General features: G+C 63.0%; 15 protein-coding genes. 8 read left to right on the top strand and 7 right to left on the bottom strand.

The annotated features are described in order from the left end of the window. Positions 1-14: 14 nt before the first annotated feature. On the top strand, positions 15-773 hold the full coding sequence (locus PSEST_RS05585; RefSeq protein ID WP_015276032.1) for an SDR family oxidoreductase: 759 nt from the start codon (positions 15-17) through the stop codon (positions 771-773). A 75-nt stretch (positions 774-848) separates the two neighbouring features. Here PSEST_RS05585 and PSEST_RS05580 read toward each other — a convergent pair whose 3' ends face one another. Beyond that, a complete protein-coding gene (locus PSEST_RS05580) occupies positions 849-1853 on the bottom strand; it encodes a DUF481 domain-containing protein (protein ID WP_015276031.1) in 1005 nt (334 codons plus the stop codon). A 136-nt stretch (positions 1854-1989) separates the two neighbouring features. On the opposite strand from PSEST_RS05580, the gene PSEST_RS05575 reads away from it, so the two are divergent. Beyond that, positions 1990-2349 carry an MGMT family protein gene (locus PSEST_RS05575; RefSeq protein WP_015276030.1) on the top strand — a complete coding sequence of 120 codons (360 nt, stop codon included), beginning with the start codon at positions 1990-1992 and terminating at the stop codon, positions 2347-2349. Positions 2350-2387: 38 nt separating this feature from the next. Further along, positions 2388-4088, top strand: a complete 1701-nt coding sequence (locus PSEST_RS05570) for an AmpG family muropeptide MFS transporter (protein ID WP_015276029.1) — start codon at positions 2388-2390, stop codon at positions 4086-4088. 47 nt (positions 4089-4135) lie between these two features. Here PSEST_RS05570 and PSEST_RS05565 read toward each other — a convergent pair whose 3' ends face one another. Further along, a complete protein-coding gene (locus PSEST_RS05565) occupies positions 4136-4960 on the bottom strand; it encodes a mechanosensitive ion channel family protein (RefSeq protein ID WP_015276028.1) in 825 nt (274 codons plus the stop codon). Between the two features lie 90 nt (positions 4961-5050). Then, complete coding sequence (locus PSEST_RS05560; protein ID WP_015276027.1) at positions 5051-5530, bottom strand: YajQ family cyclic di-GMP-binding protein; 480 nt, start codon at positions 5528-5530, stop codon at positions 5051-5053. A gap of 155 nt (positions 5531-5685) precedes the next feature. Between PSEST_RS05560 and PSEST_RS05555 the strand changes: the two genes are divergently transcribed. Genes PSEST_RS05555 through PSEST_RS05535 form a run of 5 tightly spaced genes read left to right on the top strand, consistent with a single transcriptional unit; the run spans position 5686 to position 11259 of the window. Continuing rightward, positions 5686-6651, top strand: coding sequence for a response regulator (locus PSEST_RS05555; RefSeq protein ID WP_015276026.1), 966 nt, complete (start codon positions 5686-5688; stop codon positions 6649-6651). Positions 6652-6655: 4 nt separating this feature from the next. Then, a complete protein-coding gene (locus PSEST_RS05550; RefSeq protein WP_015276025.1) occupies positions 6656-7567 on the top strand; it encodes a putative 2-dehydropantoate 2-reductase in 912 nt (303 codons plus the stop codon). 45 nt (positions 7568-7612) lie between these two features. Then, the gene (locus PSEST_RS05545) at positions 7613-9628 is read left to right on the top strand and encodes a sensor histidine kinase (RefSeq protein ID WP_015276024.1); all 2016 of its coding nucleotides are present in this window, start codon (positions 7613-7615) and stop codon (positions 9626-9628) included. 19 nt (positions 9629-9647) lie between these two features. Beyond that, complete coding sequence (locus PSEST_RS05540; RefSeq protein ID WP_015276023.1) at positions 9648-10238, top strand: cob(I)yrinic acid a,c-diamide adenosyltransferase; 591 nt, start codon at positions 9648-9650, stop codon at positions 10236-10238. Continuing rightward, a complete protein-coding gene (locus PSEST_RS05535; RefSeq protein ID WP_015276022.1) occupies positions 10231-11259 on the top strand; it encodes an ion transporter in 1029 nt (342 codons plus the stop codon). Before PSEST_RS05540 ends, PSEST_RS05535 begins: the two co-directional genes overlap by 8 nt. Positions 11260-11289: 30 nt before the next feature. On the opposite strand, the gene PSEST_RS05530 is transcribed toward PSEST_RS05535, so the two are convergent. The 4 genes from PSEST_RS05530 to ahpC form a co-directional block, all read right to left on the bottom strand. After that, positions 11290-12081, bottom strand: a complete 792-nt coding sequence (locus PSEST_RS05530) for an alpha/beta hydrolase family protein (protein WP_015276021.1) — start codon at positions 12079-12081, stop codon at positions 11290-11292. Next, a complete protein-coding gene (locus PSEST_RS05525; protein WP_041756497.1) occupies positions 12068-13195 on the bottom strand; it encodes a DUF3182 family protein in 1128 nt (375 codons plus the stop codon). Before PSEST_RS05525 ends, PSEST_RS05530 begins: the two co-directional genes overlap by 14 nt. A gap of 230 nt (positions 13196-13425) precedes the next feature. Continuing rightward, a complete protein-coding gene (ahpF, locus tag PSEST_RS05520; RefSeq protein ID WP_015276019.1) occupies positions 13426-14988 on the bottom strand; it encodes an alkyl hydroperoxide reductase subunit F in 1563 nt (520 codons plus the stop codon). Between the two features lie 119 nt (positions 14989-15107). Continuing rightward, positions 15108-15671 carry an alkyl hydroperoxide reductase subunit C gene (ahpC, locus tag PSEST_RS05515; RefSeq protein ID WP_003284760.1) on the bottom strand — a complete coding sequence of 188 codons (564 nt, stop codon included), beginning with the start codon at positions 15669-15671 and terminating at the stop codon, positions 15108-15110. Between the last annotated feature and the right edge of the window lie 33 nt (positions 15672-15704).

Below are 15704 nucleotides of genomic sequence, written 5' to 3'. Positions count from 1 at the left end.
AGGAGATGAGCAGCATGCAGCTTCAAGACAAGGTCATCATCGTCACCGGCGGCGGTCAGGGCCTCGGCCGCGCCATGGGCGAATATCTGGCGGGCAAGGGTGCCCGGCTGGCGCTGGTCGATCTGAACCAGGAGCGCCTGGACGAAGCTGTCGCTGCCTGCAAGGCGGCCGGCGGGGATGCCCGGGCCTACCTGTGCAATGTCGCCAATGAGGAACAGGTGACCGATATGGTCGCGCGCGTCGCAGAGGACTTCGGCGGCCTGCACGGGCTGGTTAACAACGCCGGCATCCTGCGCGACGGCCTGCTACTGAAGGTCAAGGATGGCGAAATCAGCAAGATGAGCCTGGCGCAGTGGCAGGCGGTGATCGACGTCAACCTGACCGGCGTGTTCCTCTGCACCCGCGAAGTCGCCGCAAAGATGGTCGAGCTGAAGAGCGAAGGCGCGATCATCAACATCTCGTCGATCTCCCGCGCCGGCAATATGGGGCAGACCAACTACTCCGCTGCCAAAGCTGGGGTGGCGTCTGCCACGGTGGTCTGGGCAAAGGAACTGGCGCGTTACGGCATCCGCGTCGCTGGCGTGGCCCCGGGATTCATAGAGACGGAGATGGTTGCCAGCATGAAACCCGAAGCGCTGGAGAAAATGACTTCAGGCATTCCGCTCAAGCGTATGGGCAAGCCGGCCGAGATCGCCCATTCGGTGGCGTACATCTTCGAGAATGACTACTACACCGGGCGCATTCTCGAACTCGATGGCGGCCTGCGCCTCTGATCGCGTCGTCGCCCCCAAAAAGAAGGCAGCCATCGGGCTGCCTTCTTTATATATGTGCAAATCGGCGGGTTTCGCTTACCAGCCCACCCCGAACCCGATGCTGTAGCGTGTCTCGTCAAGGTCGTTGTCGGCGCCGCTGATGATGTCTTTCTGCGCCTTCATGTTCAGCGAGGCCCAGTCGGTCACCTTGTAGCGCAAACCAACCTCGGCATCGAGCGCGTAGTCGGCAACGTTTTCCAGCGGCTTGCCAAGCTCGCCAGTACTGAACAGCTCGAAGGTCTTGCCGACCAGGTAGCGGTTGTAATCCCACTTGACCGCGGCCAGGTAGAAGTTTTCCTTGTCGCCATCGGCGAACTCGTAGTCGCTGCGGTTGATCAGCCCGGCCAGCGAGAATGCGCCCAACTCGTTGTCCCAGAACTGGTAACCCGGACCGGTACCGATGGTGCGCTGACGGCGCACGTCTTCGATCTGGTCGCGCTTGTAGCTCAGGCGCCCCTGCCAGAACCAGTGCTGATCGAGGAAACGGTCCAGCGCGTACTCGGCGTCCCAGTTGTCGGTAACGGTCACACCGTCGCGGTATTCGCGGTTGTAGTTGCCGGTGCCGTTGTGCCGCCACAGGCCATGACGCGCCTTGGTATCGAAGGAGACGTCGTAATCATCCGTATCGGTTTCCGCACGCTTGTAATCCATCGCCACGTCGATGTTGCCTTTCCAGGTCAAATCCTGAATCAGCGGCTTGGGATGGATGATCTGGGTGATGCTCGCCAGCTCCACCGTGCGCGGCGCGGCACCGTTGACCAGGGTGACCTTGCCTGGATCGGAGGCCTGCAGCGAATGCGCGATTTCGCCGGAGACGTCGTCCTGTTTGACGAGCAGCTTGCGGTCGCTTTCCAGCGTGGCGATCTGGTTCCACTTCAGTGGAATAGAGCCGCCGTATTCGGTTTCGATAAGCAGTTTGCCGCCGTCGAGCACGCTGATCTTGCCGGTCAGGCGATCACCGTTCTTCAGCCAAACGGTGTCGGCGAACGATGGCAGGGCAACGGCGCAAAGGGTCGCGCAAAGCAGGGTTCTGGTGAGCATATGAGGGCTGCAAATCTGTCGAAGACGGTTGAAAGGCTGGCATTATCCCTATGCATTGAGCTACAGCAAGCACAGACCGCCGAATGGAGCGTGAGTTCGCTGCCGCCGGCTCTCACATCATCCGGAAGCCTCCTGCATGATTGACCACGCACCGCTGCTACCGCCCTCTGCCGACGCTGAAACGCGGCGCGCGGCCGTTTACCTGGTTATGTCGCAGATTCCGCCCGGCAAGGTCGTCAGCTACGGCGAACTGGCTGCCATGGCCGGGCTGGGCCGCGCTGCTCGCTGGGTTGGCCGGCTGATGTCACAGCTACCCGATGACACCAGCCTGCCCTGGCACCGAGTGATCGCCGCGGGCGGCCGCCTCAGCCTGCCAGCTGGCACAGCCGCCGGACACGAGCAGCGCATGCGCCTGCGCGCCGAAGGGCTCACCATCGTCAACGACCGGGTGGACTTGCGTCGGCACGGCTGGCATTCGACGGAGCACAGCGGTTAGAGTGCCCCCTTCGTCCGAACTGTACAGAACCTCGATGTATGTCCCGTGAAACCTGGCGCGATGCGCTAGCCGCCTACGCCAGCCCCGCTACGCTGGCCCTGCTGTTGCTGGGTTTCGCCGCGGGCCTTCCCGCCGTACTGGTGTTCTCCACGCTGTCGGTCTGGCTGCGCGAAGCGGGCGTTTCCCGGGAGACCATCGGTTTCGCCAGCTGGATCAGTCTGGCCTATGCCTTCAAGTGGGTCTGGTCGCCGATGCTCGACCAGTGGCGCCTGCCCTGGATCGGCAGCCTTGGCCGCCGGCGCTCATGGCTGGTGCTGTCGCAGGCGCTGATCGCCATCGGCCTGATCGGCATGGCGCTGTGCAATCCGCAGCACAACCTGACCATGCTCATCGCGCTGGCGGTGGTGGTGGCCTTCTCCTCGGCCACCCAGGACATCGCCATCGATGCCTATCGCCTGGAAATAGCCGAGGACAAGTTGCAGGCGACCCTGGCCGCGAGCTACATGACCGGCTACCGGATCGCCATGCTGCTGGCCAGCGCTGGCGCGCTGTTCCTCGCCGAATGGCTGGGATCGAGCAGCCTCGACTACAACCAGGCGGCCTGGACCACCACCTATCTGGTCTTTGCGCTGCTGATCGTTCCCGGCCTGATCACCAGCCTGGTGATCCGTGAGCCGGATGCAGGCATCCCGCTCCCCAACGAGCCGTCACGCTTCAGCTTCAACCATCAACTGGCAGCGGTCGGCCTGCTTTTGGTGCTGCTGATCTCGGTACCGGCAATGATCAATGCGCTGATCGCTCAGGCCTGGCCACGGGCAACACTCTACGCGCTGTTCATTCTCGGGACGATTTCGCCCGTAGGACGGGCGCTGTTCGTCCCGGTACGGCACATCTTCAGCCAAGCCAAGGAACGCCAACGGCCGACGCGCTTCGACTTCGCCCATCAGGCGGTATCGGTGATCGTGCTGATCATCCTGATGGTTTCCACCACGGGCATGTTCCAGTCCTACTGGGGCGGCTACTGGCCCCGCGGCACCATGTACCTGCTGATCTGCTGGGGCTGCCTGTCGGCACCCGGGCGCATCCTGATGGGCCCGGTGCTGACGCCGATCACCGACTTCATCGTCCGCTACCGCTGGCAGGCCTTGTTGCTGCTCGGGCTGATCGCCACCTATCGCATGTCGGACACGGTGATGGGCGTAATGGCCAACGTGTTCTACATCGACCAAGGATTTTCCAAGGACGAGATCGCCAGCGTCAGCAAGCTGTTCGGTCTGGTCATGACACTGCTTGGCGCCGCATTCGGCGGTTTGCTCATCGTGCGCTTCAGCATCCTGCCGATCCTCTTCATCGGCGGTGTCGCCTCGGCGGCGACCAATCTGATGTTCATGCTGCTGGTGGAGATGGGTGCGAACCTGCAGATGCTCATCGTCACCATTTCCTGCGACAACTTCAGTGGCGGCCTGGCGTCCACCGCGTTCGTTGCCTACCTGTCGAGCCTGACCAATCTGAAGTTCTCCGCCACGCAATATGCCTTGCTCAGCTCGCTGATGCTGCTGTTGCCGCGCCTGCTTGGCGGCTACTCCGGCGTGATGGTCGAAAGCCTTGGCTACAGCAACTTCTTTCTGGTCACCGCCCTGCTGGGCATCCCGACGCTGGTGCTGATTGCCTGGCAGTGGACCCGGAGCCGAGGGCAACCGGATGACGGGGTACGCGAAGGCGTCTCGGAGCGCAGCTGAAAATGACGAAGCCGGCAGATGCCGGCTTCGTTCTGTCTGCAGTCGAATCAGCGCTGCACCAGATGCACTACCCGCTGCGGGAACGGAATTCCGACGCCTACGGCAGTCAGTCGCTCCTTGGCCTGCTCGGTGAAGCTGAAGGTCACCGGCCAGAAATCAGCGGTCGCCACCCACACACGCAGGGACAGATTCACCGAGCTGTCGCCAAGCCCGGTAACGAACACCACCGGTTCGGGTTCGCGCAGTACCCGTGGGTCCTCGGCAATCTCCAGCAATACCTGGCGCGCCAACTTGATGTCGCTGCTGTAGTCGATGCCAATGTTGATGTCGGCACGGCGCCGCGGCTCGCGGGAGAAGTTGGTGATGTGCCCGTTGGACAGCGCCCCGTTGGGCACCACCACGGTCTTGTTGTCGCCGGTCTTGAGCACCGTATGAAAGATCTGGATGGAGTTGACGGTGCCCGCGATACCTTGCGCCTCGATCCACTCGCCAACGCGAAACGGACGGAACAGCAGGATCAGCACACCACCAGCGAAGTTCGCCAAGCTACCCTGCAACGCCAGGCCGATGGCCAGACCGGCAGCGCCGATCACCGCGATGAAGGATGTGGTTTCTACGCCGATCATCGATGCCACACTGACCAGCAGCAGCACCTTGAGCACCACGCTGGCCAGGCTGCCGATGAAGCCATGCAGGGTCGGGTCCACCTGCCGGCGCTGCAGCAGGCTGCTGACCTTGGCGGTCAGGGTGTTGATCAGCCACCAGCCGAACAGAAACGTCAGCAGCGCCAGCGTTACCTGCGCGCCGTATTGCAGCACGACGGGCAGCCAGGATTCGGAAAGATCGACCAGGTAGTCGACGGAGAGGTCCATGGAGATACTCCTTCAAGGCATCAGTGCCCGGAGAACGGGCACCGACGAAAAGCGGGGGTGTAAAGCACGCGCCTGGACGCGGAGAGAAAATCAGTCGCGGAAGTTGTTGAACTGCAGCGGCATGCCGAATTCGTGGCCACGCAGCAGGGCGATGGCTTCCTGCAGATCATCGCGTTTCTTGCCGGTCACGCGTACCTGCTCGCCCTGGATGGCGGCCTGTACCTTGAGCTTGGCGTCCTTGATGTAGGCGACAATCTTCTTCGCCAGCTCCTTGTCGATCCCCTCGCGCAGCACCACTTCCTGCTTGGTGCTCTTGCCGGACGCATAGGCATCCTTGATTTCCAGGCACTGGATATCGATCTTGCGCTTGACCAGGCTCAACTTGAGGATTTCGAGCATCTGCTCCAATTGAAACTCGGCATCCGCCGTCAGCTGCACGGTCAGGTCCTTCTGCTCGAAGCTGCCTTTGCCGCGCAGATCGTAACGACGATCCAGTTCCTTCATGGCGTTGTCGATCGCGTTGGTGACTTCGTGTTTGTCCAGTTCGGACACCACGTCGAACGAGGGCATGGGATTCCTCCACTATGTAGCGCGACGGGCCGCATGTGCCGAGCGCGCGTGTCTTGACGGTTGAGAATGCGCGGTCATTATAACGATTCGACGTGTCAGCGCCCGCCCTACGGCAAGAGTGACAGGACGTCCCCCTTCAATTGATTGAGCTTGCCATGCCCAACCCTCTTCTGAGCATCCTCGTAGTGGATGACGCCAAGTTTTCCAGCGTCATGATCGGCCGCGCGCTGAGCAAGGCCGGCTACCAGGATATTCGCTTCGCCAGCAGTGCCGCCGATGCGCTGATGCAGCATGCGCAACGCCCGGCACATGTGCTGCTGGCAGATTGGCTGATGCCGGAAATGGACGGCCTCGAACTGACCGGCCAGATTCGCCAGCGCGATGCCCTGAGCGGTCATTACAGCTACGTCATCCTGCTCACCGGTCGCGACAGCGAGAATGCGCTAGGCCAGGCGTTCGACCACGGCGTCGACGATTTCATCAGCAAATCGGCGATGAACGAGCAACTGCTGCCGCGCATCTTCGCCGCCGACCGTCTCTGTGGTTCGCTGCAGCGGCTCAAGCAGGAAAACCACCAGCTGACCGAGAACGTCGCCACGCTCGAACAGCACAGCCTGCAGGACCCGCTGACCGGCCTGGGCAATGGGCGGTACCTGCAACAGCGCATGGCGGCCAGTCTGCGGCAGATGGAGAACCGCGGTTCGGCACTGTATTACCTGCAGATCGGCCTGGCAGAAGCCGATGCACTGCGAGAGCGCTATGGCGAAGCCGTATACGCCGAAATTCTCTGTGCCATCGCCATCCGCCTGCAGCAGCTGGTTCGGCCACTCGACATCGTCTGCCGCATCAGCGAAAGCCAGTTCGGCCTGCTGGCGCTGGTCAACGACGCCAAAGGTTGCTCGCCGAGCAGCTTCAAGAGGCTGCATGAAGGTCTGAACCTCAGGGCACTGAAGACCAGCGAAGGGTTCGTGTCGATCAAAGCCGGCATCAGCCTGGTCAGCCTCGACAGCGAGGCGCTGCCGATCGCGCCGGAAACCGTCATCGAACGGGCGGCGGCCCTGCTACCCAGCGCCTACAGCACCGGCCGCATCGTCCCGCTGCGCCTGAAGCAACCGGCATGACCCGATGAGCTGGCATGTCCTTGGTGCTGGCGCCCTCGGCAGCCTGTGGGCGACCCGCCTGCACAGGGCAGGCATGCCGGTGCGAATCATCCTGCGCTCGGCACAACGCCTCGCTGATTACCAGCGCGCCGGCGGGCTCACGCTAAGCGAAGCAGGCCACTCCAGCCTGCATGCGATCCCGGCGGAGCTGCCCGATGCGACCACACCGATCCAGCGCCTGCTGGTCGCCTGCAAGGCCTACGATGCCGAAGCGGCGATCGCCAAGCTGGCGCCTCGCCTCGCCCCGGACTGCGAAATGCTTCTGCTGCAGAACGGCCTCGGCAGCCAGCAGGCGATTGCAGCACGTTGGCCGCAGGCGCGCTGCATCTTCGTTTCGAGTACCGAAGGGGCGTATCGCGACGGTCCGATGCATGTGGTATTCGCCGGTCACGGGCAGAACTGGCTGGGCGATCCGAATGGCGGCAACGCCCCCGTCTGGCTGGAAGAGCTGGACCGTGCTGGAATTCCGTACAACTGGAGCAGCGACATCCTCGCGCGACTGTGGCGCAAGCTGGCATTGAACTGCGCCATCAATCCGCTGACCGTGCTTTACGATTGTCGCAATGGTGAGCTGCTGCAATATCGCGAACAGCTGAGCGAAATCTGCGAAGAACTGATCGAACTGCTCAGCGCCTGCGGACAGGCACCCGCCGCCGAGGATCTGCAGCGGGAGGTCCTGCGGGTGATCGAAGCGACGGCTGCCAACTACTCGTCCATGTATCAGGACGTGCGACTCGGCCGACGCACGGAAATCGCCTACCTGCTCGGTCATGCCTGCCGCAGCGCGGACTCCCTCGGCCTGGCGGTACCGCGGCTGCACGCGCTGCATCAGCGTTTGCGCGAACACCTGAGCCAGCGCGGATTGCCCACCGACTGAGCCACGGCTACCCTGCAGAAACCCTCTGCTACGCCGTGCCCGCCAATGATCCTGCGTCAGCGCCTCGAAAACCTCCCAGTCGGCCGCAAACTGCTGCTCGCCCTCCTCGTCCTGCTCGCCGCCGTTCTGCTGATCTCCAATCTCACCTTCATCAGTGCGGCTTACTGGATTTCGCGACAGAGCGTGGCTCCGCAAGCCATGCACACCCTCGGCGAACTGTTCGCCACCGAAGAGCTGAGTACCCGTGCGCTGTCCTCACCGGAAGCAGCCAACGCATTGCTCAAACGCCTGGAAGGCTATGCGCCGTTGCGCGCCGCGGTGATCTACGACGGGCACGGCAACAGCCTCGCACAACTGCAGCAAGGTGAACGGCTGCGCTTGCCGGAACAGCTCGGTGCGGTCGCCCAATGGCGCGCTGGCGAGATCCGCGCCAATCTGCTGGTCAGGCTGCCGCAACCGGACGGCAGCGCCGGTCACCTGCTGATGGTGGCCAGCAGCGAGCTGCCAGGGGCCTTCTACACCGGCACCCTGACGGCGAGCCTGGCGATCCTCGTGGCCAGCCTGTTGCTCTGGTTGTTGGTCGCCAGGCAGATTCGCCAGCTCATCACCCGTCCGATCCGCGATCTGGAAGCGCTGTCGCGCCAGGTTACCCGCGAGGAGGATTACTCGCTGCGCGCCAAGCCCGGCAATCAGGACGAGATCGGCAGGCTGGCCGATGCCTTCAACACCATGCTGTCGCGCATGGAAGCCCGCGAGCAGCAGCTCAAGCGCGCCCGCGACGACGCCCAGGAGGCGTTCGACCATGCCCAGGGCCTGGCCGAGGAGACACGTCATTCCAACCGCAAACTGGAGCTGGAAGTCCAGGTGCGCAGCAAAATCGAGCAGAAGCTCACCGGTTTCCAGAAGTACCTCAACAGCATCATCGACTCGATGCCCTCGGCGCTGATCGCCCTCGACGAGCAGCTCTACGTCACACAGTGGAACCAGGAAGCCAGCGCGCTCTCCGGAACGCCGCTGGATGACGCGCTCAATCAGCCGGTATTCGTCGCATTCGAGCCGCTCAAGCCCTTTCTTGCGCAGATTCGCCGTACTTCGGAGCAGCACGTGGTGGCGAAGATCGAACGGGTGACCTGGTTGCGCAACGACGAGCCGCACCACTACGCGCTCACCTGCTATCCACTGACCGGCGCTGGCGGCCGTGGCGTGGTGATCCGCATCGACGACATTACCCAGCGCATCAATATGGAAGAAATGATGGTGCAGTCGGAGAAGATGCTCTCGGTCGGCAGCCTGGCGGCCGGCATGGCCCACGAAATCAACAATCCCCTCGGTGCCATCCTGCACAACGCGCAGAACATTCGCCGGCGGTTGTCGCCAGAATTGGAACGCAATCGGGAGGCCGCAGAGGAAACCGGCGTGCGCCTGGAGGCGGTCAACCAGTACCTGCAGCGCCGCGAGGTACCGCAGCTGCTCGATGGCATCCAGCAGGCGGGCTCGCGCGCGGCGAAAATCGTCAGCCACATGCTCAGCTTCAGCCGCATGAGCAACCGCCAATTGGCCGACTGCCACCTGCCGGTGCTGATCGATCAGGCACTGGAAATAGCTGGCAACGACTTCGCGCTGATGGAAGGCTTCGACTTCAAGGCCATCGACATCGTCCGGGATTTCGACCCGCGGGTGGACCGGGTGCCCTGCATCGGCAACGAGCTGGAACAGGTGCTGCTCAATCTGCTGAAGAACGCGGCCCAGGCCATCCATGCGCACCAGGTCGGCGAGCCCGGACAGATCATCCTGCGCACCCGCCTGAACCCGCCCTGGGCGGAAATCCAGGTGGAGGACAACGGCGGCGGTATTCCGGAGAATGTGCGCAAGCGCATCTTCGAGCCGTTCTTCACCACCAAGGAAGTCGGTCAGGGAACCGGACTGGGTCTTTCCGTTTCGTATTTCATCATCACCAACAATCATCAGGGCCAGATGGAGGTGCAGTGCCAACCCGGCCACGGCACCACCTTTACCCTGCGCCTGCCGCTGAACTCGCCTGCCGAGCCAGCCGCGACCTGAACCAAGGGATTAATAACGCATGGGCAATCGACTGTCGAAAATCTACACCCGCACCGGGGACGCTGGCGAAACCGGGCTCGGCGACGGCCGCCGCGTGCCCAAGGACCATCCACGCGTGGAAGCCATGGGCGAGGTCGACACGCTGAACAGCCAATTGGGGCTGCTACTGGCCGAACTGGCGGAGGCACAGGTGCAATGGCCAGCCCTCGACGAGCTGATCAGTGTCCTCGCCCCCTGCCAGCACCGCCTGTTCGATCTTGGCGGCGAACTGGCGATGCCCGACTACCAGGCCCTGCAGGAAAGCGAGATCGAACGCCTGGAGCAGGCCATCGATCGCTGGAACGCGGAACTCGGCCCGCTGAAGGAATTCATTCTGCCCGGCGGTTCCCGGCTGATCGCCCTCGCGCACCTCTGCCGCAGCATGACCCGTACGGCCGAACGCCGCTGCCAGCTGCTGAACGCCAGCGAAGCCGTGCGCCCGGTGTTGCTCGCCTATCTGAACCGCCTTTCCGATGCGCTGTTTGTCGCTGCACGTCTGATCGCCCGCCGCCAGGGTTGTGGAGAAATCCTCTGGCAGCCGGCCGCCGCGAAGCCACAGGCGAATGGCTGAGCAGAGCGTCGCGCAACAGGCGCGGCGGCGTGATGGGCTGCATGCCATCTGGGAAGCGTTCATCGTCCTGCTGGTATGCGTGAACCTTGCGCTGATCCTGTTCGACAGCCTATTCGCGCTGCAACCGATCAATACGACACTGGCGAGCCTCGCGCCGCGGCTGCATGAGAGCTACCAGCAGACCATCCACGCCAACTTCCAGTACATCGATCTCGGCTTCGTGGCGATCTTCGTGCTCGACGTGTTGCTCGGCTGGACCGTCGCGCTTTTCGAACGCCGCTATGCGCGCTGGTACTACTACCCCTTCGCTCACTGGTACGACGTAATCGGCTGCATCCCTCTGGCCGGATTACGCTGGTTGCGCGTGCTGCGCGTCGGGGCATTGCTGATCCGACTGCAGCGTCTGGGCCTGATCGACATGCGTGGTTGGGCCGTCTACGGCGCGTTCAGCCGCTACTATTACATGCTGATCGAGGAGCTTTCGGACCGGGTGATGGTGCGTCTGTTCGGTCGCCTGCAGCAGGAAATCGGCGCCAGTGACGACCTCTCGCGCCGGCTGTTGCAGGAGGTGGTCCGCCCGCGCAAGCAACGTGTGCTGAACGATATTTCGCGGCGCCTGCAGGCCATGCTGGAAACCGGCTACCGCGACAATCGCGGCGCCATCGAAGGCTACGTCAGCCAGCTGATCCATCAGGCGCTGCAGGACAACCCGGAACTGCACAGTCTGCGCCGGCTGCCCCTGGGCAATCGCCTGGCCAGCACGCTCGACGATGCCCTCAGCGACATCGCCGCAAGGCTGCTGCAAGGCGCCGTGGAGGGTATGCGAGGCCCGCAGTTCCAGGCACTGGCCGGCAGCTTGGCAGACGAATTCTTCGATGCCTGGGTGTATCAGGACGAGCACACCGATCTGGCGCTCGAAGAGCTGCTGGTCGACGTGATCGAAGTGCTCAAGCAGCAGGTGCTCGACCGCCGCTGGAGCCGTTTCGTCGGCCCGACGCCCCCGGCCACGCCGCCCGAATGACTGCGGCCGGCCAGCTGGCCGCCGTCATACTCACCCCGTCGCTTCGCCTTCTTCCACGTTCTTGAAGCCCATGGCCGATTTTTCGTCGAGGCGCGCGCCAACGATCATCTCGGTCGCCCAGTTCACCAGAATCGAGGTGTAGCCCTCCTGGCAGCGCTCGTTGCTCAACGCATGGTCGGCCCCGTCGATGATGCGATGGGTCAGCGAATGGGTACTGTGGAAGGCGGCGCGATAACTCATGATCGTTTCGTGGGGAACGAAGGTATCGTGCTCGGACTCGACGATCAGTACGTCGCCGCGAAACGCCGCACAGGCAGCCAAGGCACGGTTTTCCTCCGGACGCACACGCCTGTTGCGCAGCTGATTGAGCACATCGCGGTCGAGCTGGCGCTTGGGCACTTGCCATTCATCATCGAGATACAGCGCCGGCACGCGCAGGGCCAGCCACTTTACCGGGCGCAGCTCGGTGAGGATTGCCGCGAGATAGCCACCGTAGCTGGTGCCCACCACGGCGATTGCCGATGGGTCGATATGCGGATGCTGAGCGAGCAGATCATAGGCGGCCAGCAGATCATCAAGATTTTGTTCGCGGGTCACCGTTTCCTGCTGCGCACGGGTTTGCGCATGACCGCGCAGGTCGAACGACAGGCAGACGCAACCCAGCCCGGCAATACCGCGGGCACGGCTCAGATCTCGCTGCTGGCTGCCGCCCCAGCCGTGTACGAAGAGCACCCCTGGCATTTTTTCCGGTGGGGACAGAAAGGTCCCTGCGATATGCTCCTCGCCCACCAGAATGTTCACCATCTCGCTATGCGTTGCCATAGTCCTCCACCATTACGCACTTGGTGATAAAGCCGACGTCGGCATCTTCATCCCGAAACAGTACCTGGGCGCCATCTGGGACCTGCTGCTGCGCACCGTAAAGCTCGAGCGAAGACGCCTTCACGGCGCGCACCGATGCCCCTCGTGCGAACGCTTCCAGCGCAGCGATCTCGGCACTGCTGGCACCGCCAATGCGCCAGGACTGCTCGAGCACGCCGGAACGTGGCTGACCGCGCCCATCGATGCCCTGAGCGATGTCGTAGTTGCGGCGGGAGGCGAAGAACTGCCTGTAGCAGGCCGATGCCGCCTCGTCGTACACCTGCGCCTGGCTGACCGCCAGGCGCGTGGTTTCCGGCAGGTCTAGCGCCAGCAGTGCTTCAAAATCACCATTGACCACCACCAGATCGGAACCGCCATACACCTCGTTGCCCGCGTTATCCTGGGTCAGACGCTGGGTGCCGTAATAGCTCGCCAAGCGGCCGCCGATCCGTACCTGACCGACGCTGAATGTCGTGACACGATCCAGATGGGCCTCCAGAACTACGCCATACCGGGCCAGCTCCCGCTCGTCGAGGGCGAACAAAGCCTGGTCCAGGGAATCACTGTCATCGACGCGCTGCTGCCCGCGCCCTCCGGTGGCACGCACCGGTTTGATCCGCACCGGGCCCTCATGCAACAGGCGCCGCCCCGCGTCGCGTGCATCCTCCAGACTGAACGCGCTGTAGCCGGCCAGAACGCTGCCCTTCACCTGAGTGCTGAAATCCCGTGACCAGCCAACCGGCGCAACCGCATCCGGACGCACCAGTGGGTGGGTGATCGCTTTGGTTTCAACGAAGGCCTGCGGCACGACGCCCCCAAACAGATCACCTTCCTCATTCAGGCCCAACTCCTGCGCTTCACGCAGCCCAACTACGGTGCCCGACGGGACGAGGTAGGGATGGGCGTCATAGCGCCGCGCCGGGTCGTATTCGCCGCCGAAACTGAGCCCCAACAGTGCTGCCAGGCGTTCGGCCAATGCGGCGTGGACCATCTTTTCGTGCTGCGGCTCGCGTGGACGATTGGGATAGGTCAACACGACCCTGCGTGAACTCTGCGGCGTTTGCGCATTCATCATCTTTGTGGATGGCTCCATGGACTACTCGACATGTACGCCCTGTGACCGGAGGTCGTGGTGGGCGTTCGCGTTCACCTGAGCGGTAGCGCGTAATCGGTAGACCGCGAGCAATGCGCAATGATCCTCGCCGATCCGGTGAACGCCCCCTTCCAGCCGTTGCGATAGTCCACCGCATAAAAGCAAAAAGGGGAGCAGCCTCGCGGCTGCTCCCCTTTCTTTTTGCGCCTCGATCAGGCCGGCGCGGAGCTGCGGATCAGGTGATCGAAAGCGCTCAGCGAGGCCTTGGCGCCTTCACCGACGGCGATCACGATCTGCTTGTACGGCACCGTGGTCACGTCACCGGCGGCGAACACGCCGGGAATGCTGGTCTGGCCCTTGGCGTCGACGATGATCTCGCCGAAGCGCGACAGCTCCAGGGTGCCCTTGAGCCATTCGCTGTTGGGCAGCAGGCCGATCTGCACGAAGATGCCCTCCAGCTCGACGTTGTGTACTTCTTCGCTGCTGCGATCCTTGTAGACCAGGCCGGTGACCTTCTGGCCGTCGCCCTTGACCTCGGTGGTCTGCGCCATCTTCAGCACGCGGACGTTGGGCAGGCTGAACAATTTACGCTGCAGCACGGCATCGGCGCGCAGCTCCTCGCCGAATTCCAGCAGCGTCACATGGGCGACGATGCCGGCCAGGTCGATGGCCGCTTCCACGCCGGAGTTGCCGCCGCCAATCACCGCCACGCGCTTGCCCTTGAACAGCGGGCCGTCGCAGTGCGGGCAGTAGGCGACGCCACGGCCGCGGTACTCCTGCTCGCCCGGCACGTTCATTTCGCGCCAGCGCGCGCCGGTGGCGAGAATCAGGGTCTTGGCCTTGAGCTCGCCGCCGTTCTCGAACTGCACGCGGTGCAGGCCGTCGTCGCCAGCCGGAATCAGCTGGCTGGCGCGCTGCAGGTTGATGATGTCGACGTCGTACTCGCGCACGTGCTCTTCCAGCGCGCGGGCCAGTTTCGGGCCTTCGGTTTCCTTCACCGAGATGAAGTTCTCGATCGCCATGGTGTCGAGCACCTGACCGCCGAAGCGCTCGGCCGCAACGCCGGTGCGGATGCCCTTGCGCGCGGCGTAGATCGCCGCCGCGGCGCCTGCCGGGCCACCACCGACGACCAGCACGTCGTAGGCGTCCTTGGCCTTGAGCTTCTCGGCGTCACGGGCGCTGGAGCCGGTATCGAGCTTGGCGAGGATCTCTTCCTCGCTCATGCGGCCCTGGGTGAACAGCTCGCCGTTGAGGTAGATGCTCGGCACCGACATGATCTGCCGCGCTTCGACTTCATCCTGGAACAGTGCGCCGTCTATGGCGACGTGCTGGATGTTCGGGTTGAGCACGGCCATCAGGTTCAGCGCCTGGACCACGTCCGGGCAGTTCTGGCAGGACAGCGAGAAGTAGGTTTCGAAGCGGTAGTCGCCCTCCAGCGTCTTGATCTGCTCGATCACTTCCGGCGCGGTCTTCGACGGGTGGCCGCCGACCTGCAGCAGCGCCAGCACCAGCGAGGTGAACTCGTGGCCCATGGGGATGCCGGCGAAGCGCAGGCTGATGTTGCCGCCGATGCGGTTGAGCGAGAACGACGGCTTGCGCGCATCGTCGCCGTCGGTCTTGAGGGTGATCTTGTCGCTGAGGCCGGCGATGTCCTGCAACAGGCTCAGCATTTCCCGGGACTTCTCGCCGTCATCGAGGGACGCGACGATCTCGAAGGGCTGGGTGACCTTCTCCAGGTAGGCTTTCAACTGGGTCTTGAGATTGGTGTCCAACATGAGCAGCGGTACCCCGTACGGAATTCAGGAAATAAAACGCCCGGACGGTTCGCGTCCAGGCGTTGGGTTGGAGAGGCCGGTTACAGCCTCTCCAGCACGCAGGGCAGATAGGCGAAGCCTTAGATCTTGCCGACCAGGTCCAGCGAAGGAGCCAGGGTCTTCTCACCCTCTTTCCACTTGGCCGGGCAGACTTCACCCGGGTGAGCGGCAGTGTACTGAGCAGCCTTCAGCTTACGCAGGGTCTCGGACACGTCACGAGCGATCTCGTTGGAGTGGATTTCGACGGTCTTGATCACGCCTTCCGGGTTGATCAGGAAGGTGCCACGCAGGGCCAGACCTTCTTCTTCGATGTGCACACCGAAAGCGCGGGTCAGCTGGTGAGTCGGGTCACCAATCAGCGGGAACTGCGCCTTGCCAACGGCCGGGGAAGTCTCGTGCCAGACCTTGTGCGAGAAATGGGTGTCGGTGGTGACGATGTAAACTTCGGTACCGGCCTTCTGGAATTCGGCGTAGCTGTTGGCAGCGTCTTCGATTTCAGTCGGGCAGTTGAAGGTGAAGGCAGCCGGCATGAAGATCAGCACGGACCACTTGCCCTTCAGGGATTCTTCGGTGACTTCAATGAACTTGCCGTTGTGGAAGGCATTGACTTTGAAGGGTTGAACTTGAGTGTTGATCAGCGACATCTGCTAACTCCTTTAGGGGGTTCAGAAAACTTG

This window comes from Stutzerimonas stutzeri RCH2 (genome assembly GCF_000327065.1).
In the GTDB taxonomy this organism is placed as follows: domain Bacteria; phylum Pseudomonadota; class Gammaproteobacteria; order Pseudomonadales; family Pseudomonadaceae; genus Stutzerimonas; species Stutzerimonas stutzeri_AE.
This window is presented reverse-complemented; position numbering and strand designations above follow the sequence as displayed.